General features: G+C 59.9%; 20 protein-coding genes, 5 tRNA genes, 1 pseudogene and 1 riboswitch. Of the genes and pseudogenes, 19 read left to right on the top strand and 7 right to left on the bottom strand.

The window, feature by feature from the left end; translation table 11 throughout:
- Positions 1–208: 208 nt before the first annotated feature.
- From ACM6JM_RS14570 to astE, 7 genes are all read left to right on the top strand, one after another.
- Entirely contained in the window at positions 209–1,429 is a 1,221-nt protein-coding gene (locus tag ACM6JM_RS14570; RefSeq protein ID WP_064598809.1) for an aspartate aminotransferase family protein, read from the top strand.
- Positions 1,430–1,560: 131 nt separating this feature from the next.
- Complete coding sequence (aruF, locus tag ACM6JM_RS14575) at positions 1,561–2,580, top strand: arginine/ornithine succinyltransferase subunit alpha (RefSeq protein WP_064598807.1); 1,020 nt, start codon at positions 1,561–1,563, stop codon at positions 2,578–2,580.
- 51 nt (positions 2,581–2,631) lie between these two features.
- Complete coding sequence (astA, locus tag ACM6JM_RS14580) at positions 2,632–3,657, top strand: arginine N-succinyltransferase (protein WP_064598805.1); 1,026 nt, start codon at positions 2,632–2,634, stop codon at positions 3,655–3,657.
- Entirely contained in the window at positions 3,654–5,123 is a 1,470-nt protein-coding gene (gene astD, locus ACM6JM_RS14585; RefSeq protein ID WP_414882200.1) for a succinylglutamate-semialdehyde dehydrogenase, read from the top strand. The genes astA and astD overlap by 4 nt, the downstream gene beginning before the upstream one ends.
- Before the next feature lie 73 nt (positions 5,124–5,196).
- Positions 5,197–6,543 (top strand): N-succinylarginine dihydrolase, encoded by a 1,347-nt coding sequence (gene astB / locus ACM6JM_RS14590; protein ID WP_103386065.1) that lies wholly within the window; start codon positions 5,197–5,199, stop codon positions 6,541–6,543.
- A 59-nt stretch (positions 6,544–6,602) separates the two neighbouring features.
- Complete coding sequence (locus ACM6JM_RS14595; RefSeq protein WP_011335531.1) at positions 6,603–6,893, top strand: hypothetical protein; 291 nt, start codon at positions 6,603–6,605, stop codon at positions 6,891–6,893.
- A gap of 11 nt (positions 6,894–6,904) precedes the next feature.
- Complete coding sequence (gene astE / locus ACM6JM_RS14600) at positions 6,905–7,915, top strand: succinylglutamate desuccinylase (protein ID WP_007951052.1); 1,011 nt, start codon at positions 6,905–6,907, stop codon at positions 7,913–7,915.
- Between the two features lie 110 nt (positions 7,916–8,025).
- Here astE and ACM6JM_RS14605 read toward each other — a convergent pair whose 3' ends face one another.
- Positions 8,026–8,535 carry a 6,7-dimethyl-8-ribityllumazine synthase gene (locus ACM6JM_RS14605; protein ID WP_039772077.1) on the bottom strand — a complete coding sequence of 170 codons (510 nt, stop codon included), beginning with the start codon at positions 8,533–8,535 and terminating at the stop codon, positions 8,026–8,028.
- A gap of 102 nt (positions 8,536–8,637) precedes the next feature.
- Positions 8,638–8,809, bottom strand: a riboswitch (FMN riboswitch).
- Between the two features lie 197 nt (positions 8,810–9,006).
- Here ACM6JM_RS14605 and ltaE point away from each other — a divergent pair.
- From ltaE to ACM6JM_RS14645, 8 genes are all read left to right on the top strand, one after another.
- Complete coding sequence (gene ltaE / locus ACM6JM_RS14610) at positions 9,007–10,011, top strand: low-specificity L-threonine aldolase (protein WP_039772078.1); 1,005 nt, start codon at positions 9,007–9,009, stop codon at positions 10,009–10,011.
- A 146-nt stretch (positions 10,012–10,157) separates the two neighbouring features.
- On the top strand, positions 10,158–12,782 hold the full coding sequence (gene alaS, locus ACM6JM_RS14615) for an alanine--tRNA ligase (protein ID WP_039772080.1): 2,625 nt from the start codon (positions 10,158–10,160) through the stop codon (positions 12,780–12,782).
- Positions 12,783–12,872: 90 nt separating this feature from the next.
- Entirely contained in the window at positions 12,873–14,114 is a 1,242-nt protein-coding gene (locus ACM6JM_RS14620; protein ID WP_007951048.1) for an aspartate kinase, read from the top strand.
- Positions 14,115–14,301: 187 nt separating this feature from the next.
- Positions 14,302–14,490, top strand: coding sequence for a carbon storage regulator CsrA (gene csrA, locus ACM6JM_RS14625; RefSeq protein WP_002554426.1), 189 nt, complete (start codon positions 14,302–14,304; stop codon positions 14,488–14,490).
- A 62-nt stretch (positions 14,491–14,552) separates the two neighbouring features.
- Positions 14,553–14,643 (top strand) — tRNA-Ser (locus tag ACM6JM_RS14630).
- Positions 14,644–14,750: 107 nt separating this feature from the next.
- Positions 14,751–14,827 (top strand) — tRNA-Arg (locus tag ACM6JM_RS14635).
- 72 nt (positions 14,828–14,899) lie between these two features.
- A tRNA-Arg gene (locus ACM6JM_RS14640) sits at positions 14,900–14,976 on the top strand.
- Positions 14,977–15,048: 72 nt separating this feature from the next.
- A tRNA-Arg gene (locus ACM6JM_RS14645) sits at positions 15,049–15,125 on the top strand.
- Between the two features lie 19 nt (positions 15,126–15,144).
- On the opposite strand, the gene ACM6JM_RS14650 is transcribed toward ACM6JM_RS14645, so the two are convergent.
- Positions 15,145–15,663, bottom strand: a complete 519-nt coding sequence (locus ACM6JM_RS14650; RefSeq protein WP_039772082.1) for a SmpA/OmlA family hypothetical protein — start codon at positions 15,661–15,663, stop codon at positions 15,145–15,147.
- Between the two features lie 320 nt (positions 15,664–15,983).
- Here ACM6JM_RS14650 and mgtE point away from each other — a divergent pair, with 320 nt between their 5' ends.
- A complete protein-coding gene (gene mgtE, locus ACM6JM_RS14655; protein ID WP_007960287.1) occupies positions 15,984–17,426 on the top strand; it encodes a magnesium transporter in 1,443 nt (480 codons plus the stop codon).
- Between the two features lie 113 nt (positions 17,427–17,539).
- Here mgtE and ACM6JM_RS14660 read toward each other — a convergent pair whose 3' ends face one another.
- Entirely contained in the window at positions 17,540–17,866 is a 327-nt protein-coding gene (locus tag ACM6JM_RS14660; RefSeq protein WP_003178899.1) for an Arc family DNA-binding protein, read from the bottom strand.
- A 389-nt stretch (positions 17,867–18,255) separates the two neighbouring features.
- Between ACM6JM_RS14660 and phnN the strand changes: the two genes are divergently transcribed.
- The gene (phnN, locus tag ACM6JM_RS14665; protein ID WP_039772084.1) at positions 18,256–18,825 is read left to right on the top strand and encodes a phosphonate metabolism protein/1,5-bisphosphokinase (PRPP-forming) PhnN; all 570 of its coding nucleotides are present in this window, start codon (positions 18,256–18,258) and stop codon (positions 18,823–18,825) included.
- Here the strand turns inward: phnN and ACM6JM_RS14670 are convergent.
- Together ACM6JM_RS14670 and ACM6JM_RS14675 are read right to left on the bottom strand one after the other, a co-directional pair.
- Positions 18,800–18,979, bottom strand: coding sequence for a PA3371 family protein (locus ACM6JM_RS14670; protein WP_039772086.1), 180 nt, complete (start codon positions 18,977–18,979; stop codon positions 18,800–18,802). The genes phnN and ACM6JM_RS14670 overlap by 26 nt on opposite strands.
- Before the next feature lie 20 nt (positions 18,980–18,999).
- On the bottom strand, positions 19,000–19,227 hold the full coding sequence (locus tag ACM6JM_RS14675; RefSeq protein ID WP_039772088.1) for a hypothetical protein: 228 nt from the start codon (positions 19,225–19,227) through the stop codon (positions 19,000–19,002).
- A gap of 284 nt (positions 19,228–19,511) precedes the next feature.
- On the opposite strand from ACM6JM_RS14675, the gene ACM6JM_RS14680 reads away from it, so the two are divergent.
- Positions 19,512–19,588, top strand: a tRNA-Arg gene (locus tag ACM6JM_RS14680).
- A gap of 55 nt (positions 19,589–19,643) precedes the next feature.
- Here the strand turns inward: ACM6JM_RS14680 and ACM6JM_RS14685 are convergent.
- Both ACM6JM_RS14685 and ACM6JM_RS14690 read right to left on the bottom strand, forming a co-directional pair.
- Positions 19,644–20,507, bottom strand: a complete 864-nt coding sequence (locus ACM6JM_RS14685) for a methyl-accepting chemotaxis protein (protein WP_404943279.1) — start codon at positions 20,505–20,507, stop codon at positions 19,644–19,646.
- Positions 20,502–21,293 (bottom strand): annotated as a pseudogene (locus ACM6JM_RS14690) (MCP four helix bundle domain-containing protein); the annotation flags it as partial. The pseudogene ACM6JM_RS14690 and the gene ACM6JM_RS14685, both read right to left, overlap by 6 nt.
- 357 nt (positions 21,294–21,650) lie before the next feature.
- On the opposite strand from ACM6JM_RS14690, the gene ACM6JM_RS14695 reads away from it, so the two are divergent.
- Positions 21,651–23,051, top strand: a complete 1,401-nt coding sequence (locus ACM6JM_RS14695; protein WP_414882118.1) for a cytochrome c — start codon at positions 21,651–21,653, stop codon at positions 23,049–23,051.
- Positions 23,052–23,053 lie beyond the last annotated feature (2 nt).

Genomic DNA, 23,053 nt, shown 5'->3' on the forward strand with positions numbered 1-23,053 from the left:
ATATCTTCTCGGGCCTGCTGCAATTGTCGTCGACGGTTTAAACTGCGCCTTTGCGACGGTATATGTCGCATTGCCGTAAACCCGGGAAAATCCGGGGTTTGCGCTATAAGAAGTTGTCGCTTGGCGACAAGGCCGGGCACAAAACTGTCCTTACAATCCCCCCATCGCTCGCCAGTTTCAGGCGGGTGGCCCTCATCAGGAGACTCCGATGTCCGTTGAGCACGCTGCGGTACAACGCGCCGATTTCGACCAGGTTATGGTTCCCAACTACGCGCCTGCCGCTTTCATTCCGGTGCGTGGCGCCGGTTCCCGCGTCTGGGATCAGGCCGGCCGCGAGCTGATCGACTTCGCCGGCGGTATCGCCGTCAACGTATTGGGTCACGCGCATCCGGCGCTGGTCGGTGCCTTGACCGAGCAAGCGAACAAGCTGTGGCACGTGTCCAACGTGTTCACCAACGAGCCGGCCCTGCGCCTGGCGCACAAGCTGATCGACGCCACCTTTGCCGAGCGCGTGTTCTTCTGCAACTCCGGCGCCGAAGCCAACGAGGCGGCCTTCAAGCTGGCCCGTCGCGTCGCGTTCGACCGTTTCGGCACCGAAAAATACGAAATCATCGCCGCGCTCAACAGCTTCCACGGCCGCACCCTGTTCACCGTGAACGTCGGTGGCCAGTCGAAGTACTCCGACGGTTTCGGCCCGAAAATCACCGGCATCACCCACGTGCCGTACAACGATCTGGCGGCGCTGAAAGCCGCTGTTTCGGACAAGACCTGCGCGGTCGTTCTGGAGCCGATCCAGGGCGAGGGCGGCGTGCTGCCGGCCGAGCTGGCTTACCTGCAAGGCGCCCGTGAACTGTGCGACGCGAACAACGCGCTGCTGGTGTTCGACGAAGTGCAGACCGGCATGGGCCGCACCGGCAACCTGTTCGCCTACCAACATTTCGGTGTGGTTCCGGACATCCTGACCAGCGCCAAGAGCCTGGGCGGCGGTTTCCCGATCGCCGCGATGCTGACCACCGAAGCGCTGGCCAAGCATCTGGTCGTCGGCACTCACGGCACCACTTACGGCGGCAACCCACTGGCGTGCGCCGTGGCTGAAGCGGTGATCGACGTGATCAACACCCCTGAGGTGCTGAACGGCGTCAACGCCAAGCACGACAAGTTCAAGACCCGCCTGCAACAGATCGGCGAGAAGTACGGTCTGTTCACCCAGGTGCGCGGTCTCGGTCTGCTGATCGGTTGCGTACTGAGCGATGCCTGGAAAGGTAAGGCCAAGGACATCTTCAACGCCGCTGAACAAGAAGGCCTGATGATTCTGCAGGCCGGCCCTGACGTGATCCGTTTCGCCCCGAGCCTGGTGGTTGAAGACGCGGACATCGACGCCGGTCTGGATCGCTTCGAACGTGCTGCGGCGAAACTGACCCAAGCCTGATTCATGCAAGACCGCCCGGCGCCCGTCGTGATCGACAGGCGCCGGGAACATTTTCCTGTGCCGGGCCTGCCCGGCATTTTTTTCCCGAGTCGGCGCTTTCGCCGACCTGAAGTAGAGAAAGGAGTGACACCATGCTGGTGATGCGCCCCGCGCAAATGGCTGATCTGGGCGAGGTACAGCGTCTGGCTGCGGACAGCCCGATTGGTGTCACTTCCTTGCCGGATGACGTTGAACGCCTGAGCGACAAGATCGCTGCGAGCGAAGCCTCGTTTGCCGCCGAAGTGAGCTTCAACGGCGAAGAGAGTTACTTCTTCGTCCTCGAAGACACTGCCACCGGCAAACTGGTGGGCTGCTCGGCAATCGTTGCTTCGGCCGGTTATTCCGAGCCGTTCTACAGCTTTCGCAACGAGACCTTCGTGCATGCTTCCCGCGAGCTGAAGATCCACAACAAGATCCACGTGCTTTCGCAGTGCCACGACCTGACCGGTAACAGCTTGCTGACCAGTTTCTACGTGCAGCGCGAGCTGGTGGGTTCGCCTTGGGCCGAGCTCAACTCCCGTGGCCGTCTGCTGTTCGTCGCCAGCCACCCTGAGCGGTTCGCCGATTCGGTGGTGACCGAGATCGTCGGTTACAGCGACGAGAACGGCGACTCGCCATTCTGGGATGCCATCGGTCGCAACTTCTTCGACCTGAACTACGCCGAGGCCGAGCGCCTGTGTGGCCTGAAAAGCCGCACGTTCCTCGCCGAGCTGATGCCGCATTACCCGATCTACGTGCCGCTGCTGCCGGACTCCGCTCAGGAGGCGATGGGCCAGGTGCACCCGCGTGCGCAGATCACCTTCGACATCCTGATGCGCGAAGGCTTCGAGACCGATCACTACATTGACATCTTCGACGGTGGCCCGACTCTGCATGCGCGTGTCTCGGGGATCCGTTCGATCGCCCAGAGCCGCGTGGTGCCGGTGAAACTCGGCGAGCCGGTCAAAGGTGCCGGGCGCCAGTATCTGGTGGCCAACGCCCAGTTGCAGGATTACCGCGCGGTATTGCTTGAGCTGGATTACGCGCCGGGCAAACCGGTGACTCTGGATCTGGAAGCGGCCGAAGCCCTGGGCGTCGGTGAAGGTGCCAGCGTGCGCCTGGTGGCGGTTTAACGCCTTAGCGAGTTTCACGGGTGGCCACGGCGGCCCGTTTGAGGAGATAGCATGATTGTTCGTCCCGTACGCAGCAGCGATTTGTCCGCTCTGATCGACCTGGCCCGCAGCACCGGCACCGGCCTGACCACCTTGCCGGCCAACGAAGAGCGCCTGACCCACCGGGTCGGCTGGGCCGAGAAGACCTTTCGCGGTGAAGCCGGCCGTGGCGACGCGGACTACCTGTTCGTGCTCGAAGACGACAACGGTCGCGTGGTGGGGATTTCCGCCATCGCCGGCGCCGTCGGTCTGCGCGAGCCTTGGTACAACTTCCGTGTCGGCCTGACCGTCAGCGCCTCGCAGGAACTGAACATCTATCGCGAGATCCCGACGCTGTTCCTGGCCAACGACCTGACCGGCAACTCCGAGCTGTGCTCGCTGTTCCTGCACGCTGACTACCGCACCGGCCTCAACGGTCGCATGCTGTCCAAGGCGCGGATGCTGTTCATCGCCGAATTCCCGCAACTGTTCGGCAACAAGATCATCGCCGAGATGCGCGGCGTGTCGGATGACGCCGGCCGCTCGCCGTTCTGGGAAAGCCTGGGTCGTCACTTCTTCAAGATGGAATTCAGTCAGGCCGATTACCTGACCGGCGTCGGCAACAAGGCGTTCATCGCCGAACTGATGCCGAAATTCCCGCTGTACACCTGCTTCTTGTCGCCGGACGCGCGCAACGTCATCGGCCAGGTGCACCCGGATACTGAGCCTGCGCTGGCAATGCTCAAGAGCGAAGGCTTCAGCTATCAGGGTTACGTCGACATCTTCGACGCCGGCCCGGCCATCGAGTGCGAGACCAGCAAGATCCGCGCGGTGCGTGACAGCGAGGCGCTGGTGCTGGCCATCGGCACGCCGGGCGACGACGCCACGCCGTTCATCATCCATAACCGCAAACGCGAAGATTGCCGCATCACGGCTGCGCCGGCCCGTCTGGCCGCCGGCACCCTGGTGGTCGATCCGCTGACCGCCAAACGTCTTCAACTCAACGCTGGCGATCAGGTACGCGCCGTGGCGTTGTCCGCTGCCCGGGAGTCGAAATAATGAATTCGCTATACATCGCAGGTGAGTGGCTGGCCGGTCAGGGCGAGGCCTTTCAATCGCTGAACCCGGTAACCCAGCAAGTGCTGTGGTCGGGGGAGGGCGCCACCGCCGCTCAGGTCGAGTCGGCCGTGCAGGCTGCGCGTCAGGCATTCCCAAGCTGGGCCCGTCGTACCCTGGAAGATCGCATCAGCGTGCTCGAAGCGTTCGCCGCTGCACTGAAAAATCACGCTGACGAACTGGCCCGCACCATCGGTGAGGAAACCGGCAAGCCGCTGTGGGAAGCCGCGACCGAAGTCACCAGCATGGTCAACAAGATCGCGATCTCGGTGCAGAGCTACCGCGAACGTACCGGCGAGAAGAGCGGCCCGTTGGGCGACGCCACCGCCGTATTGCGCCACAAGCCCCACGGCGTGGTCGCGGTGTTCGGCCCTTACAACTTCCCTGGCCATTTGCCGAACGGCCACATCGTGCCGGCGCTGCTGGCCGGTAACAGCGTGCTGTTCAAGCCAAGCGAACTGACCCCGAAAGTCGCCGAGCTGACGGTCAAGTGCTGGATCGAAGCCGGTCTGCCGGCCGGTGTCCTGAACCTGCTGCAAGGCGCCCGCGAAACCGGGATCGCTCTGGCAGCGAACCCGGGCATCGACGGTCTGTTCTTTACCGGTTCGAGCCGTACCGGCAATCACCTGCACCAGCAGTTCGCAGGTCGTCCGGACAAGATCCTCGCGCTGGAAATGGGCGGCAACAATCCGCTGGTGGTCGATCAGGTCGCCGACCTCGACGCAGCGGTGTACACGATCATTCAGTCGGCATTCATTTCCGCCGGCCAGCGTTGCACTTGCGCCCGGCGTCTGCTGGTGCCGGAAGGCGCGTGGGGCGACAGCCTGCTCAAGCGTCTGGTGGAAGTCAGCTCGACCATCGAGGTCGGCGCGTTCGACCAGCAGCCGGCGCCGTTCATGGGCTCGGTGGTTTCCCTTGGCGCGGCAAAAGCCTTGATGGATGCCCAGGCGCATCTGCTGGCCAATGGTGCGGTGTCGTTGCTGGCGATGACTCAGCCGCAGGCGCAGTCGGCGCTGCTGACCCCGGGCATCGTGGATGTGACGGCGGTTGCCGATCGTTCCGACGAAGAACTGTTCGGTCCGCTGCTGCAAGTGATTCGCTACACCGATTTCGAAGCCGCGATTGCCGAAGCCAACAACACCGCGTTTGGCCTGGCCGCTGGCTTGCTGTCGGATTCCGAACAGCGCTACCAGCAGTTCTGGCTGGAAAGCCGTGCCGGGATCGTCAACTGGAACAAGCAACTGACGGGTGCCGCGAGCAGCGCACCGTTCGGCGGTGTCGGCGCTTCGGGCAACCATCGCGCCAGCGCCTACTACGCGGCGGATTACTGCGCGTACCCGGTGGCCTCGCTGGAAACCCCGAGCCTGGTGATGCCGGCGGCCCTGACGCTTGGCGTGAAGATGGTGTGAGGCGCGTCGCGCCTCGATTGCACTCGATTGTTATTTGATGCCTATAAAAACAGATTCTCGTGGAGCCTCGCTGATGAAATCCTATGAAGTCAATTTTGACGGTCTAGTGGGGCCGACCCATAACTACGGTGGTCTGTCCTACGGCAACGTTGCGTCCCAGAGCAACAGCCAGCAATCCTCGAACCCGAAGGAAGCGGCGCTGCAAGGTCTGGCGAAAATGAAAGCGCTGATGGAAATGGGCTTTCAGCAGGGCGTGCTCGCACCGCAGGAGCGCCCGGATGTGGCTGCTCTGCGCCGCCTGGGTTTCAGCGGCACCGACGCTCAGGTGATCGAGCGCGCCGCCAAAGAAGCGATGCCGCTGCTGGTCGCCAGTTGCTCGGCGTCGAGCATGTGGGTGGCCAACGCCGCCACGGTCAGCCCGAGTGCCGATACCGCTGACGGTCGCGTGCATTTCACCGCCGCCAACCTGAACTGCAAATACCACCGCAGCATCGAGCACCCGACCACCAGTCGTGTGCTGGGCGCGATGTTCGCCAACCAGCAGCACTTCGCACACCACGCCGCATTGCCGGCGGTGGCGCAGTTCGGCGACGAAGGCGCAGCGAACCACACGCGGTTCTGCCGTGAGTACGGCGAGGCTGGCGTTGAGTTCTTCGTGTTCGGTCGCAGTGCGTTCGACACCCGCTATCCGGCACCGCAAAAGTATCCGGCGCGCCAGACCCTCGAAGCGTCGCAAGCAGTCGCTCGTTTGCACGGCCTGCGTGACGACGGCGTGGTCTACGCGCAGCAGAACCCGGCGGTGATCGATCAGGGCGTGTTCCACAACGACGTGATCGCGGTGGGCAACGGCGAGGTGCTGTTCTATCACGAGGACGCGTTCCTCGACACCGATCAGATGCTGGCCGAACTGCAAGCCAAACTGGCCAAGGTCGGCGGCAAGTTCCAGTCGGTCTGCGTGCCGCGTTCGGCGGTCACCGTGGATGACGCGGTGCGTTCCTACCTGTTCAACAGTCAGTTGCTGTCGCGCCCTGACGGTTCGATGCTGCTGATCGTGCCGGAAGAGTGCCGTGGCAACGAGCGCGTATGGAATTACCTGCAAGGCCTGACCAGCTCCGGCGGCCTGATCCGTGAAGTGAAAGTCTTCGACCTCAAGCAAAGCATGCAGAACGGCGGTGGCCCGGCGTGCCTGCGTCTGCGCGTCGCGCTCAACGAAACCGAGCTGGCGGCCGTCAACCCGGGGGTTATCATGACCGCCCCGTTGTACGGTTCGTTGACCGCATGGGTTGAAAAGCACTACCGCGATCGCCTGACCGAAACTGATCTGGCGGATCCGCAATTGCTGCTTGAATGCCGGACGGCACTGGATGAACTGACGCAAATCCTTAAACTGGGCGCGGTTTATCCATTCCAGATCAATTGATGACCGATACGCCGCCTCGTCGCGGCGAACGGTTCCATCTCCCCAAGAGAGCGTAAAACATGAGCGATTCCCTGCAGCTGATCCTTGAAGACACTGACGGCACGCAACTGCAAACTTCCTGCACCCGCGTCGCGGTCATGTGGCAAGGCAAAGAGCTGTGGATCCAGCAGGACGGCCGCGGCCAACTGTTGATCGGCGTGGACGTCGAAGAGGGCGACGAAGAGTACGCCAACCTGCTGTTGCGCCCATTGGCGACTAATCTGGTAAGTCTGCAACTGGAGATGGAACCGGCTGACCTCGGTGACGATGACGGCCACGTGCACGGCCCGGATTGCAATCACGACCACTAAGGAAACGCTCTATGCTCGCCCTCGGCAAACTGCTTGAACTGACCCTCGCCGGCCGCGAACCGGCGGAGAAGACTCAACTGACTGTCGAAGGCGTGCGCATGCGCTGGTTGAGCGAGGGGGCGCTGGAAGTCCGGCCACCCGAAGCGCGCGACAATGGCCTGGACCTGCTGCTGTCGGCAGGCATCCACGGCAATGAAACGGCACCGATCGAACTGCTCGACCGGCTGCTGCATGACATCGCTCGCGGCGATCTGAAGCCGCGCGCACGTATTCTGTTCCTGTTCGGCAACCCGGAAGCGATTCGCAAGGGCGAGCGTTTCGTCGAGCAGGACGTCAATCGGCTGTTCAATGGCCGTCACGAACAAAGCAGCGGTTCCGAAGCCCTGCGTGCCTGCGAGCTGGAACGGCTGGCGGCAAGTTTCTTCAGCCTTCCTGATCGTCAGCGCCTGCACTACGACCTGCACACCGCGATTCGAGGTTCGAAGATCGAGCAGTTCGCTTTGTATCCGTGGAAGGAAGGTCGCCAGCATTCCCGCCTCGAACTGGCACGCCTGCGCGCCGCCGGCATGGAAGCGGTGCTGCTGCAGAACAAACCGTCGATCGTGTTCAGTTCCTACACCTACGACAAGCTCGGGGCCGAGTCCTTCACCCTGGAACTGGGCAAGGCGCGGCCATTCGGGCAGAACGCCGGGGTCAATGTGTCGCTGCTGGAAACCCGCCTGAAGCAGATCATCGAAGGCACCGAACCGGAGATGGCCGAGCAGGGCCTGGACGGTCTGCAACTGTTCAGCGTGGCCCGGGAAATCATCAAGCACAGCGATGCGTTCCGGCTGAACCTGCCGGCGGACATCGAAAACTTTTCGGAACTGGATGTGGGTTATGTGCTGGCCGAAGATCTGGCCAATACCCGCTGGATCATCGAAGAGCAGGGCGCACGGATCATCTTCCCCAATCCCAAGGTCAAGAACGGCCTGCGAGCGGGCATTCTGATCGTGCCGACCACTGACGAAAATCTTGCCTGATGATCGTTCCCACGCTGCGCGTGGGAATGCAGCCCGGGACGCAGAGCGTCCATTGAGGCGTTCCCACGCAGACGGTTCGACGCTTCGACGTGGGAACGATCATTGTGGGGTCAGACCGCTACAGCACGCGGCTCGGTGCGGCGCAACGCTCGCACCTTCTGCAGCGTATCGGCGCAGGTCTTCGCCGCTTCCTGACCCTTGTGCACGAAATGCTCGAAGAAGAACTTCTGGTGCTCTTCGCCGGCATGGAAGTGGTGCGGGGTCAGCGACACCGAGAACACCGGCACTTCGGTTTCCAGCTGCACCTGCATCAGGCCGCTGACCACCGACTGGGCGACGAACTCGTGACGGTAGATCCCGCCGTCCACCACCAGGGCCGCCGCGACGATACCGGCATAACGACCGGTCTTGGCCAGCAGCTTGGCGTGCAGGGGCATTTCAAAGGCGCCGCCGACTTCAAAGAAATCGATGTCCGATTCCTGATAGCCCTGAGCGATCATTTCGGCGAGGAAGCCTTTACGGCTCTGGTCGACAATTTCCTTGTGCCAGCAGGCCTGGATGAACGCGACGCGCTCGCCGTGAGGGTGTTTGCTTTTGCTGTCGATAGCGGTGGGTTGCATGTTCTGACTCCTGTTTGTGTGAAAAACAGGGCGTTATGAATCGAAAGGGATTCAAGGGTACGCACGCTCGCGCATACACGGCGGACGGCCCTTTGGCGTCAATCCCGTTCTCTCTTCATCCGGACTGTGACCGTCGGCCCCGGAATCACACCGGGTCTGCTGACCTTGCCGCCGCTCACGGCTTTTGCCGTGCCCGTCACCAAGCGCTCGCGGGCTATGCGCATTGCGCGCAATTACCGCCGGTGGGGAATTGCACCCCGCCCTGAGAACGTTTCGCCGCCCTTTATCGGGCGGCGCAGCGTTTTTAACACAGATTGCCAGGCCGTGCATTGCGCCTTTGTGATGATTGCCATCTGATTATTCGAAGCGTGAAAACGACTTTTCCTTGCGCAAGGGTTGATTAATCCGCGCCATGCCCGCAGTAATTCGTCTTCGAAAAGGGATTTTCCCTGCTGACTTGAGGCCAGGTTCATGAGCGTTATCGATCTTCGCAGCGACACCGTCACTCAACCGACCCCCGCCATGCTCGACGCGATGACCCGCGCCGACACCGGCGATGACGTGTATGGCGAAGATCCGACGGTCAATCGTCTGGAAGCGGAACTGGCAAAACGACTGGGTTTCGCCGCCGCGCTGTTCGTCCCGACCGGCACCATGAGCAATCTGCTGGGCTTGATGGCGCACTGCGAGCGCGGTGACGAATACATCGTCGGTCAACAGGCGCACACCTATAAGTACGAAGGCGGCGGCGCAGCGGTGCTCGGTTCGATCCAGCCGCAGCCGCTGGAAGTGCAGGCCGATGGCTCGCTGGACCTGGATCAGGCGGCAGCGGCGATCAAGCCTGATGACTTCCACTTCGCCCGCACCCGCCTGCTGGCGCTGGAAAACACCATGCAGGGCAAAGTGCTGCCGCTGGAATATCTGGCCAGGGCCCGTCAGTTCACTCAGGACAATGGCCTGCAACTGCATCTGGACGGCGCGCGGCTGTATAACGCGGCGGTCAAGCTCGGAGTCGATGCCCGGGAAATCACCCAGTATTTCGATTCGGTCTCGGTGTGCCTGTCCAAAGGCCTCGGCGCGCCGGTCGGTTCAGTGCTGTGCGGTTCGTCGGCGTTGATTGCAAAGGCCCGGCGCCTGCGCAAAATGGTCGGTGGCGGCATGCGTCAGGCCGGACTGCTGGCGGCGGCGGGGCTGTATGCGCTGGATCACAATGTGGAGCGTCTGGCCGACGACCATGCCAACGCGCAGTTGCTGGCCGAAGGCCTGCGCGAGGCCGGTTTCAGTGTCGAGCCGGTGCAGACCAACATGGTTTACGTGCAGATGGGCGACCGCGCCGAGGCGATCAAGGCCTTTGCCGCCGAGCGCGGGATCAAATTGAGCGCTGCCGCCCGTCTGCGGATGGTCACGCACATGGACGTCAATCGCTCGCAAATCGAGCAAGTGATCGCGACATTCGTCGAGTTTTCGCGCAAGTGACAGCGTTAGCGGCCCAATTGACCGTTTCTATCGTATAAACACGCTGTACCCCGCGCGCAGGGCCGATATAATGCGGCCCTTTGCCGTCGTTTCGTCTGTTGACGTTTCGTACAGGCCTTTGGCCGCAGCCTCCGTGGAAGAACCTAATGAAAAGCGCAGAAATCCGTGAAGCCTTCCTTCGCTTCTTCGAAGAGCAAGGCCACACCCGTGTAGCCTCCAGCTCTTTGATTCCGGGCAACGACCCCACCCTGCTGTTCACCAACGCGGGGATGAACCAGTTCAAGGACTGCTTCCTGGGCCAGGAAAAGCGCGCGTACACCCGCGCCGTCTCCAGCCAGAAATGCGTGCGCGCCGGCGGCAAGCACAATGACCTGGAAAACGTCGGTTACACCGCCCGTCACCACACCTTCTTCGAAATGCTGGGTAACTTCAGCTTCGGCGACTACTTCAAGCGTGATGCCATCACCTACGCCTGGAACTTCCTGACCTCCGAGAAGTGGCTGAACCTGCCGAAGGAAAAACTGTGGGTCACCGTCTACGCCAGCGATGACGAGGCCTACGACATCTGGACCAAGGAAGTCGGTGTGCCGGCCGAGCGCATGGTGCGCATCGGCGACAACAAGGGCGCGCCTTACGCCTCCGACAACTTCTGGACCATGGGCGATACCGGCCCGTGCGGTCCTTGCACCGAGATTTTCTACGATCACGGCGCCGACATCTGGGGTGGCCCGCCGGGCTCGCCGGAAGAAGACGGCGACCGTTACATCGAAATCTGGAACAACGTGTTCATGCAGTTCAACCGCACCGCCGACGGCGTGTTGCACCCGCTGCCAGCCCCGTCGGTGGACACCGGCATGGGTCTTGAGCGGATCAGTGCCGTGTTGCAGCACGTTCACTCGAACTATGAAATCGACCTGTTCCAGAGCCTGCTGGCCGCATCGGCCAAGGCCATCGGCTGCAGCAACGACAACCAGGCGTCCCTGAAAGTCGTGGCGGACCACATCCGTTCCTGCGGCTTCCTGATTGCCGACGGCGTACTGCCGTCCAACGAAGGTCGCGGTTATGTGCTGCGCCGGATCATCCGTCGCGCCTGCCGTCACGGTAACAAGCTGGGCGCCAAGGGCAGCTTCTTCTACCAGATCGTTGCCGCTCTCGTGGCCGAGATGGGCGAAGCGTTCCCGGAACTGAAATCCCAGCAGGCGCACATCGAACGCGTACTGAAAGCCGAAGAAGAGCAATTCGCCAAGACCCTGGAGCAGGGCCTGAAAATCCTCGAGCAGGATCTGGCCGAGCTCAAAGGCGACGTGGTGCCGGGCGACGTGGTGTTCAAACTCTACGACACCTACGGTTTCCCGATGGACCTGACCGCAGACATCGCCCGCGAGCGCAGCCTGACCATCGACGAAGCCGGCTTCGAGCGTGAAATGGAAGCCCAGCGCGTCCGTGCACGTTCCGCCAGCTCGTTCGGTCTGGACTACAACAGCCTGGTCAAGGTTGACGTCGACACCGAGTTCACCGGTTATCACGCCACCAGCGGTTCGGCGAAAGTCGTTGCTCTCTATAAAGATGGCCAGTCCGTGGACGTCTTGAGTGAAGGGCAGGAAGGCGTTGTGGTGCTGAACCAAACGCCGTTCTACGCCGAATCCGGCGGCCAGGTCGGCGATTGCGGTTACCTGCAGGCCGGCAACAGCCGTTTCGACGTGCGCGACACCACCAAGACCGGCGGCGCGTTCCTGCACCACGGTGTACTGGCGTCGGGCAGCCTGATCGTTGGCGCACCGGTGGAAACCCACGTCGAGGCCGACGTGCGTCACGCCACTTCGTTGAACCACTCGGCCACTCACTTGCTGCACGCTGCGCTGCGCAAAGTGCTGGGCGACCACGTTCAACAGAAGGGCTCGCTGGTCGACAGTCAGCGCCTGCGTTTCGACTTCAGTCACTTCGAAGCGATCAAGCCTGAGCAGATCAAGGCGCTGGAAGACATCGTCAACGCCGAGATCCGCAAGAACTCCGCCGTTGAAACCGAAGAAACCGACATCGAAACCGCCAAGCAGAAAGGCGCGATGGCACTGTTCGGCGAGAAGTACGGCGACAACGTGCGCGTGCTGAGCATGGGCGGTGATTTCTCCGTCGAGCTGTGCGGCGGTATCCACGCCAACCGTACCGGCGACATCGGCCTGCTGAAAATCATCAGCGAAGGCGGTGTGGCATCGGGCGTGCGTCGTATCGAAGCGGTCACTGGCGCTGCGGCGCTGGCTTACTTGAACGCTGCTGAAGAACAACTCAAGGAAGCGGCCAGCCTGGTCAAGGGCAGCCGCGACAACCTGATCGACAAGCTGTCGGCGGTGCTGGAGCGCAACCGTGCGCTTGAAAAGCAGCTCGAGCAGTTGCAGGCCAAAGCGGCCGCCGCTGCCGGCGACGATCTGTCGGCTTCGGCTGTGGACGTCAAGGGCGTGAAAGTGCTGGCCGTGCGTCTGGATGGTCAGGACGGCAAGGCGCTGCTGGCGCTGGTCGATCAGCTGAAAAACAAACTCGGCCGCGCAGTGATCCTGCTCGGCAGTGTCCATGAGGAAAAGGTCGTACTGGTTGCAGGTGTAACCAAGGACCTGACTGGCCAACTCAAAGCCGGTGATTTGATGAAACAGGCTGCTGCGGCAGTGGGCGGGAAGGGCGGTGGTCGTCCGGACATGGCGCAGGGCGGCGGTGTCGACGCCGGCGCACTGGATGGCGCACTGGCGCTGACCGTTCCATTCGTCGAGCAGGGTTTATAAGACGGCCCGTCGGGCCCGCAGTCTAGTGGCGGGCCCGGCGGCTGTTCGAGTGATTATTGGGCGCCCTTCATGGGCAGAGGCGGCTTTGAAATGGCTTTGATCGTACAGAAATTTGGAGGCACCTCGGTCGGCACTGTCGAGAGAATCGAGCAGGTCGCCGACAAGGTTAAGAAATTCCGCGATGCCGGCGATGACCTGGTGGTTGTGCTGTCTGCAATGAGCGGCGAGACCAACCGTCTGATCGATCTGGCCAAGCAAATCAGTGGCGAAGATCAACCGGTTCCGCGTGAACTGGACGTGATCGTTTCCACCGGTGAGCAGGTGACGATCGCCCTGTTGGCCATGGCGCTGATCAAGCGCGGTGTGCCGGCGGTGTCGTACACCGGCAACCAGGTGCGGATCCTGACGGACAGCGCGCACAATAAAGCGCGTATCTTGCAGATCGATGACCAGAAGATTCGCGGTGACCTGAAAGCAGGTCGCGTGGTGGTGGTCGCCGGTTTCCAGGGCGTCGACGAGCACGGCAACATCACGACCCTGGGTCGTGGCGGTTCCGACACCACCGGCGTGGCGCTGGCCGCTGCGCTGAAGGCTGATGAGTGCCAGATCTACACCGACGTCGATGGTGTCTACACCACTGACCCGCGCGTGGTATCGGTTGCTCAGCGTCTGGACAAGATCACCTTCGAAGAGATGCTGGAAATGGCCAGCCTCGGTTCCAAGGTGTTGCAGATCCGCGCGGTGGAATTCGCCGGCAAGTACAACGTTCCGCTGCGCGTACTGCACAGCTTCAAGGAGGGTCCGGGCACCCTCATTACTATTGATGAAGAGGAAACCATGGAACAGCCGATCATTTCCGGCATCGCTTTCAACCGCGATGAAGCCAAGCTGACCATCCGTGGCGTGCCAGACACCCCGGGCGTGGCGTTCAAGATTCTCGGCCCGATCAGTGCCGCGAACATCGAAGTCGACATGATCGTGCAGAACGTCGCGCACGATAACACCACCGACTTCACCTTCACCGTGCACCGCAACGACTACCAGTCCGCGCAAACCGTGCTGGAAAACACCGCTCGCGAGATCGGTGCCCGTGAAGTGGTGGGTGACACCAAGATTGCCAAAGTCTCGATCGTCGGCGTCGGCATGCGTTCCCACGCAGGCGTGGCCAGCCGCATGTTTGAATCCCTGGCAAAGGAAAGTATCAACATCCAGATGATCTCGACCTCGGAAATCAAGGTTTCCGTGGTGATCGAAGAGAAGTACTTGGAACTGGCCGTGCGCGCCCTGCACACGGCTTTCGAGCTCGACGCTCCGGCCCGTCAGGGCGAGTGATGCGTTGTCTGAAGGGCGCGGTCTGACCGCGCCCTTTATTTTTTGAATGGCGCGAGCCCCCGAACTGTTCTTTTGCTCGCGCTGGTCAATACTCAGGCATGTAGGGCTACGATCGCTCCGGTTGTAGGTCGGGTGCCTTTTTTTTGCAGACTGTTGTCCCTGAAATGATTCGCGTGAGGAGAAAGGTATGCTGATTCTGACTCGTCGGTGCGCAGAAAGCCTGATTATCGGTGATGGCGAAATCACCGTGACCGTGCTCGGCGTCAAAGGAAATCAAGTGCGTATCGGCGTCAATGCCCCGAAAGAGGTGGCCGTGCACCGTGAAGAAATCTATCTGCGTATAAAGAAAGAGAAGGACGAAGAACCAAGCCATTAATTTTTATCGATTTTTATGTTTGCAAACGGGGAAGAAGGTGGTTAATATACGCCCCGTGTTGCGGAGAGCTGGCCGAGTGGCCGAAGGCGCTCCCCTGCTAAGGGAGTACACCTCAAAAGGGTGTCGGGGGTTCGAATCCCCCGTTCTCCGCCATTATTTGCTTAGTACGTTGTAATCTGGCTTTTTCTGTAAGTTGTTGAATTTATTAGAAAAAGTGGTTGGAATAGAGATTAGACGGGCTATAATGCGGCGCAACAAATGCACTCGTAGCTCAGCTGGATAGAGTACTCGGCTACGAACCGAGCGGTCACAGGTTCGAATCCTGTCGAGTGCACCATTTAAGAGTCAATTACAGCGATGTAAATGACTCGGCTTCAACCAGTTGTGATCTGGTCTAAAAACACAAAATGCACTCGTAGCTCAGCTGGATAGAGTACTCGGCTACGAACCGAGCGGTCACAGGTTCGAATCCTGTCGAGTGCACCATTTAAGAGTTAATTGCAGCAATGCAGATAACTTGGTTACAGCCAGTTGTGGTCTGGTCTAAAAACACAAATTGCACTCGTAGCTCAGCTGGATAGAGTACTCGGCTACGAACCGAGCGGTCACAGGTTCGAATCCTGTCGAGTGCACCATATACCGAAAAGCCCGCGTTTAACGCGGGCTTTTTGCTGTCCTGGATTTGGCTTTTCCTGTCACGCATCCTTTTTCATCAAAATCGATTTGAGCACTGCGTCCTCGCTTGAGGTCGTAACGATAACTCGTTGCCGAATTGCGGATGCTCACCTTGTCGGGTTTGCCCAAAGCGCTTTCAACATCCTGTTGGCTCATGCCGGCGATGATTCTTTGATTAATGATCGCCTCGCGCTTCTGTCGTGCGTCGATCAGATCTCCGCATTTGTCCTGGGTGCGCCCGACGACGGCCATTTCTCGTTTTCTGATATTCATACCGGATATTTCTTCATGCCGGGCTTCGGGTATCAGGGTGACTGTCGAGCCAGGGGAGTAGGGGTGAACTTCCTGCAATGAAAGGTGCTCATCGTTCGCGCAGCTCAATGTGGTGAACGTGACGCTGCCATCGGAAGCTTCGCAGCGATGAAGTGTCGTTGCGCTCCCGATGGTGGGCAGGCAGAGCAGGGCGGTCAGCATGAATCGGGATGTTTTCGATGGCATTCGGCGTCCTCCATGACGATCCTTCTCAAGCGTAGCTGGCAGTTTTTTCAGCGCCGGTGTGTTTTCTTTTCAGAATGAGTCGTCGCAGTGTGAAGGATCAGGACAGTGCTTAGCTTTGTCTCGCAAGCGCTTGTTTCAGCCACGATTTTTTAACGTTTAAAACCGTCAGGCGGTGTATCATTGCGCCCGTCAGCCCCGCCGGGGCTTATGGAAAACCTCCATGGACTTACCCAGTAGTTATTCAGTAACCCGTTTTACCAATCATGAATTGACTGATTGATCCTTCCGGCGTGCCCCGCTGCTGGGAGTGGAGTTCGCCTATGTCCGAAATCGAAGTAAAGAAAACACAGGAAAGCCTGCAGGATCGCCTGGCTCAGGTCGTCGAGCTGCTGCAGCGCCAGCGGGTCGTCGAAGACCTGACTCATCGCCAGGAAGGCCCGCATCATGATCGGGTCGAGAACCTGGTCCACCGGCAAAACCTCGTCGAGCTGCAACGCAAGCTCGATGATCTGCACTCCGCCGACGTCGCCTACATTCTTGAAGCCCTGCCGCTGGACGATCGTCTGACGCTCTGGCAACTGGTCAAGGCCGATCGCGACGGCGACATTCTTCTCGAAGTATCCGATTCCGTCCGTGAAACGCTGATCGCCGACATGGACGATCACGAGCTCCTGGCTGCCGCCAAGGACATGGATGCCGACGAACTTGCTGACCTGGCCTCCGAGCTGCCGCGAGACGTCGTCCATGAGCTGATGGAGACTCTGGACCAGCAGCAACGCGAACGTGTGCGTTCGGCTCTCTCCTATGACGAGGAGCAGGTCGGTGCGCTGATGGACTTCGAGATGGTGACCATCCGTGAGGATGTCAGTCTTGAAGTGGTTCTGCGTTACCTGCGTCGTCTGAAAGAGCTGCCGGGCCATACCGACAAACTGTTCGTGGTCGATTACGACGGTGTGCTCAAGGGCGTGCTGCCGATCAAGCGTTTGCTGGTCAATGATCCGGAGAAACAGGTTTCCGAAGTCATGGCGAGTGACCCGGTGAGTTTCCACCCGGACGAAGACGCCTACGACGCCGCTCAGGCGTTCGAACGTTACGACTTGATCTCGGCCCCGGTGGTCGACAAGAACGGCAAGCTGATCGGCCGTCTGACCATCGACGAAATGGTCGACCTGATTCGTGAAGAGAGCGAAAGCGAAGTCCTCAACATGGCGGGTCTGCGTGAAGAGGAAGATATCTTCGCCTCCGTCTGGAAGTCCCTGCGCAACCGTTGGGCGTGGCTGGCGATCAACCTGATCACGGCGTTCGTCGCCTCGCGGGTGATCGGCCTGTTCGAAGGTTCGATCGAGAAGCTGGTAGCCCTGGCGGCGCTGATGCCGATCGTGGCGGGCATTGGCGGGAACTCCGGCAACCAGACGATTACCATGATCGTTCGCGCTATGGCCCTCGATCAGGTCAGCACTGGCAATACCTCGCGCCTGATGCGCAAAGAGCTGGCCGTTGCGTTGATCAACGGTTTGGTCTGGGGCGGGGTGATCGGTGTGGTCGCTTACTTGCTCTATGGCAGTTGGTCGCTGGGTGTGGTCATGACGGCCGCCATGACATTGAACCTGCTGCTGGCAGCGTTGATGGGGGTGTTGATCCCGATGACCCTGGCCAAGATGGGGCGCGATCCGGCGATGGGCGCCAGCGTGATGATCACGGCCATGACCGACAGTGGTGGCTTCTTCATCTTCCTGGGGTTGGCGACGATCTTCCTGCTCTGACCGACAGTATTGAAACAGCCCGCCGATTGGCGGGCTTTTTTTCGTCCATGAAAAGCCGAATTGCGGGCAAAAAAAAGCCAGCATTCATGCTGGCTTGAGGTGTTCGGTGTGGCTCAGGATGCGTCTGCGGCCATTTCGGCGTCGTGGGCGATCAGAGAAACCAGTGCGTTCTGCTGGCGATGGGAGAGTTGGCGGAAGCGTTGCAGCAACTCGCGTTCGTGCAGCGACAGCTCCGGGCTGTCCAGGCGCATGCTCAGCTCTTCGCCCAGTGCACCTTCCTGAATAAGACTCTGCTCAAGGCGCGCAATGATCTCGGAGTTCATGCTGCGATGATGATTGCGAGCCACCTCGGCAATGCGTTCACGCATTCCGTCTGGCAGACGTACGACGAACTTGTCAGCCGTACGGCTGGAATAAATTGCCTGTTTCAATGGGCGCATATATTTAACCGGTTAGTTCAGGGGAGCGGTTCTCGGGATTGGCCGCAGGATGTGTTCTAGGACAAGCATCCGCGCCAAATGGTTCAACCTGAATTGTTAAGAGGCGCGCATCATGCCTCAAAATTGCCAGATCATTGGCGTCAATTCTGTGACAAATATTGATCCGGGTAAAGGCGTAATGCCAGCACCAATTATCAGAAATGCGGACTGGTTTGAAAAGAAAGCATCTGCCCGTATTGCTGACCGCGTCCTGAAACACGTCGTCTGATGCCCGAAGACGTCAGAACGTGCATGCTATGCAGGTTGAATCGTTGTTCCTTACCTTGTACAGGATAGTGGCAAATGGCCGATTTACTAGGGGCAAATGTCCGCCGGAGGGCGTTTTCAGGATGGATGGCAGGCTGATTTACCTCATGGGACCTTCCGGCTCCGGCAAGGACAGTCTGATCGAGGCAGCGCGTGAGCCTTTAAGGGCGTTGAACTGCGAAATCATCAGGCGAGTGATCACCCGTTCGGCCGAATCCGTGGGTGAGGATGCAATCGGTGTGGCGCCGCAGGAGTTCGAGCGACGTCAGCGTGCCGGCGAGTTTTCACTGGCGTGGCAGGCTAACGGTCTCGCCTACGGCATTCCGGTGGAAATGGATCAATGGCTGAAAACCGGCAAACACGTCCTGGTAAACGGCTCTCGGGCAAACCTTCGACAAGCGCTGGAAAGTTACCCGACTTTGGTGCCGGTGTTGCTGACAGTTCGGGAGGATGTTCTGCGTGAGCGCCTGCTCCGGCGTGGCCGGGAGACGCTTGACCAGATCGATGCGAGGCTGGCGCGCAATACGCTGTTCAAGGACAGGCGTTCAACTGATAGTCCTGTGCACCTGATCGACAACTCGGGCGCTCTGGCCGATGCAGTCAATCATCTGCTGGAGCTGGTCAGGTTCAGCGCAATACCGGGTCAAACTTGATCTTGCGCCCGGCCACCAGTGCCAATACGAACAGCGCCGAAAAGACGCCGCAACCGATCAGGGCCAGGGATATTTCGGTTTCCTCGAACAGCGAAAAATGCCCGAGGCCACTCAATAAGGCGAGGATCAGAAATCCTGCAGCTGACTTGGACATGCTGTACTCCTGAAGATATTTCAAAAAACCAGACGTTCAGTCGAATGCGTCGGCAACGCCTGTTCAGACTCGCTGACTGCTTGCGGGGCAAAGCTCTTATCGCTCAACACCGCCCATTGCGGCGCCTTCTGCACTTGCAGGTAGTGCGGCATGCGTCCGGCCACTTTTTCGTTATCCGTGGGGGCGAAGTGAAAGCCGACCAGGACGGCCAATGCGATTGCATTTGCGAACACGAGGGCGCTGTTCATGAGACGAGTCTCCGATTGTTCTTGTATAAGAACCGGTAAAGCAGCCGTCGTGCCAATAGTCTAACCGCTGTTAAGTCCTTTAAAAACAAGCATTTAGCAGGGTTTTTCGGATGTGCCGCATTGCATTTTGCAATGGTGGCTTTTTGCGGCGATGCAAATTGCACGGTAAAACGTCCGGCACCCTTGCAAGGCGCCTGCCTACACTTAAAAAGCCCTGCGGACGACATGACAAAACAGGGCCCGGCCGTTAACATGCACGCCGTCTGTCGCACCGACAGATTTGTGTCCCAGTAGCTCAATTGGATAGAGCATCCCCCTCCTAAGGGGAAGGTTGGCAGTTCGAACCTGCCCTGGGACACCATCTATTGAAAAAGCCCCGCGCAGAGTGATCTGGCGGGGCTTTTTTTGTCGCGAGTTTACAAGCGGAAGCGACTGACCAGGGTGTTGAACGACGCCGCCAGGTTGGACAGTTCCTGGGTCGAGGCGCTGGTCTGATGCGCGCCTGCCGCCGTCTGGGTGGAGAGATCCTGGATGTTGACCAGATTTCGGTCCACTTCCCGAGCTACGTGTGCCTGTTCTTCCGAGGCTGTGGCGATGACGAGGTTGCGATCATTGATCTGCGAGATGCCGTCGGCAATCAGCTCCAATGCCTGGCCGGTCGCTTGCGCCAGTGACTGGGTTTCGCTGACCAGCGCCTGGCTTTTCCCCATGGCGCCGACGGCTTCGTCTGCACTGTTGCGAACGTCGTTGATCATGCCTTCGATTTCCCCCGTCGAAGCCTGGGTTCTTGCCGCCAGGGCTCGTACCTCGTCGGCGACCACGGCAAAACCTCGACCTTGCTCACCCGCGCGTGCCGCCTCGATGGCGGCGTTAAGCGCCAGCAGATTGGTTTGCTCGGCAATCCCCCGGATGACATCCAGAACCTTGCCGATGTCCCGTACTTTCTCTGCCAGATCCTTGACCATGGTGGTGGAGGTGGCGATTTCCGTGGTTGCATGGTTGATCGCGGCAACGGCGTTTCGCGCTTGATCGCGTCCGTTACTGGCTTCCCGGCTGGTGGTCTGGGAGGCCTCGGAGGTGGATACCGCATTGCGCGCAACTTCCTCCACGGCGGAGGTCATTTCCGTGACAGCCGTCGCTGCCTGCTGGATCTCGTCGTTCTGACGAATCAGTCCGCGGCTTCCATTGTCAGTGACGGCGGTGAGTTCTTCGGCAGCGGAAGCCAGTTGATCCGCCGCGCTGGCAATCTGCTGAATGGTGCTTTTCAGACTGCCCTGCATCTCGGCCAGGGCCGTGAGCAACTGGCCGGCCTCGTCGCGGCCGGTGCTGACGATGTTTTGAGTCAAGTCGCCCCCAGCGATGCTTCGGGCGCTTTCAACGGCTTTGGAGATGGGGCGGCTGATCAGTCGGCTGATGAACAGGCCGAGCAAAATCGCGGCAACAAAGGCCAGCACGATGCCGATGTACAGCGAGGTCTTGGCGGAGGACTCCGTCAGAACCGATCGTTTTGCGGCTTCGCTGACCTGCATGTCGTTGGAGTTGGTCATGATGGTCAATTCATCCATGACGACGCGATAGTTTTTCTGCAGGTCGCCGAGCAGCAGTTCGCGACCATTTTCCAGGTCGCCGGCCTTCATCAGGGTCAGATACCTTTGCACGATCGCCTGGTAAACGGGCCAGGCTTTCTCCATCCGGTCGCCCGCCGCACGTTCGTCGTCGGCAAGCTCGGTTTTCCGGTATTCGGCAAAGGCTTTTTCGCTCGCCAACTGGTTGGCGCTCATCGAGGCGAGAAATTCGTCTTTGGTGCTCTGGGGCAGGTTGGCGGCAGTGGCGACGTAAAGCCGATACATGTCACGGGTCTGTCCGACAGCCTTGATTTTGGTCTGCGCAATGTTGGCGACGGCGACGAGGTTGTTACCGAACACCGATCTGAGGCTTGTCGAGAGTTCGGTCACTCCCCGGCTTCCCAGCAGGCCCACCCCCAGGGTGATGAAGGCGCACGCCGCGAAGGCCGTGATCAATTTCGTGGAAAGTCTTGCGTCATTCAACCAACTCATAAGGGGCATCCTGCTGACATGTGGGGGCGGAGCAATATCGAGCGCAGCTCGTACGAAAATGGCTTGTCGTCGTACATCTTTCGGCTGCGGAGTCCACAACTGTAGGGTTACCAGTTGTTTCTTATCTAAATATATTCCGCATTAAACCCCCTTGTAACCAGCGTTCTAGAGCATTCAGCACATACATACAAAAGATGGCACTTGGCCTTTTCTATTTGTTGCCAAGTGTTACATTATGTGGAATATTCCAATAAATACGTACGACATCGTACCTCTTCGTCCTTGTCGCTCAAGATGACGAGGACGCTGTGTTCGTGATTTCCAGAACCGTGAAAAAAAAGAACGAAGCAGCCTAGGGTAGGACTCATGTCGCGTCGCATTGATAAAGGGAAACGCAGGGGGTACGCCTCTGCCGGATTGGTTACGCTGCTGATCGCCATAGCTGGCACCGCGTACGGCGAGACGCTCGACAGCACGGCCTCGGCGGGCAAGCGTCTGGCGGTAGCGGCTGACTGTGTGGCTTGCCATACGGCGCCAGGCGGCAAGGCTTTTGCGGGTGGCTATCCGCTCAGCTCACCGATGGGCACGATCTACTCGACCAACATCACGCCTTCGAAAACGGCGGGTATCGGCAATTACACGTCTGAGCAATTCGCCCGTGCGGTCCGTGACGGGGTGGCGGCCGATGGCACTCGGCTGTACCCGGCGATGCCCTATACCTCTTATTCGAAGATGACCGACAGCGACATTGCTGCGCTCTACGACTACTTCATGCATGAAGTGGCGCCGGTCGATACGCTGAACCAGAAAACCGCTCTGGATTTCCCGTTCAATATCCGCGCATCGATGATTGGCTGGAACGCGCTGTTCCACAGCAAAACACGCTTCACGCCGGATCCGGCCAAGTCTGCCGAGGTCAACCGTGGCGACTATCTGGTCAACGGCCTGGCTCACTGCGATACCTGCCATACACCGCGCAATGTCCTGATGGCTGCCGACAGCGCAAAACCGTTGGCCGGCGGATCACTGGGCAGTTGGTATGCCCCCAATATCACTTCCGACAAAGTCAGCGGCATCGGTGCCTGGTCGAGCGACGAGATCGTGGCCTATCTGCGTACCGGTCACGTCGAGGGCAAGGCCCAGGCGGCAGGCCCAATGGCCGAAGCGGTGGAGAACAGTCTGCAGCATCTGAGCGATGTGGATCTCAAGGCCATCGCGGCCTATCTGCTGCAGACGGCGCCGATCAACAACGGGGAAACCAAAGCCCGCCACGAGTACGGTCAGGCCTCGGTCGATGAATTGACGCTGCGCGGAGGCAAACCGGGGGATAACCCGGGTTGGCACATATTCAGTGGCACTTGCGCCAACTGCCATCAGCCGAACGGTCAAGGCACGCGGGAATACCCATCGCTGTTTCACAACACCGCCACCAGTCGCAGCGACAACCTGATCGCGACCATCGTGTATGGCGTGCATCGTGAAGTCGACGGTGTGGCCATCGACATGCCGGGCTTCGGCCCGGACGCGTTGTTCACCGATCGCCTGAACGACCAGCAGATTGCCGACGTCAGCAACTACGTGCTGTCGCGCTACGGCAATGCCGACACGGTTGTCACCGCCGCCGATGTGGCACAGCTACGCAACGGTGGGCCCCAGGCGCCACTGGCAGTAATGGCGAAGTTTACGACCCCGGTCATCATTCTCGTGTGCTTGTTGATCGGCCTGGGCGCATGGGCCTTGATTGCACGTCGGCGCAAGGAGGCCTGAGC

It is taken from the genome of Pseudomonas sp. IT-P2 (assembly GCF_949767575.1).
Classification (GTDB): Bacteria; Pseudomonadota; Gammaproteobacteria; order Pseudomonadales; family Pseudomonadaceae; genus Aquipseudomonas; species Aquipseudomonas pharyngis.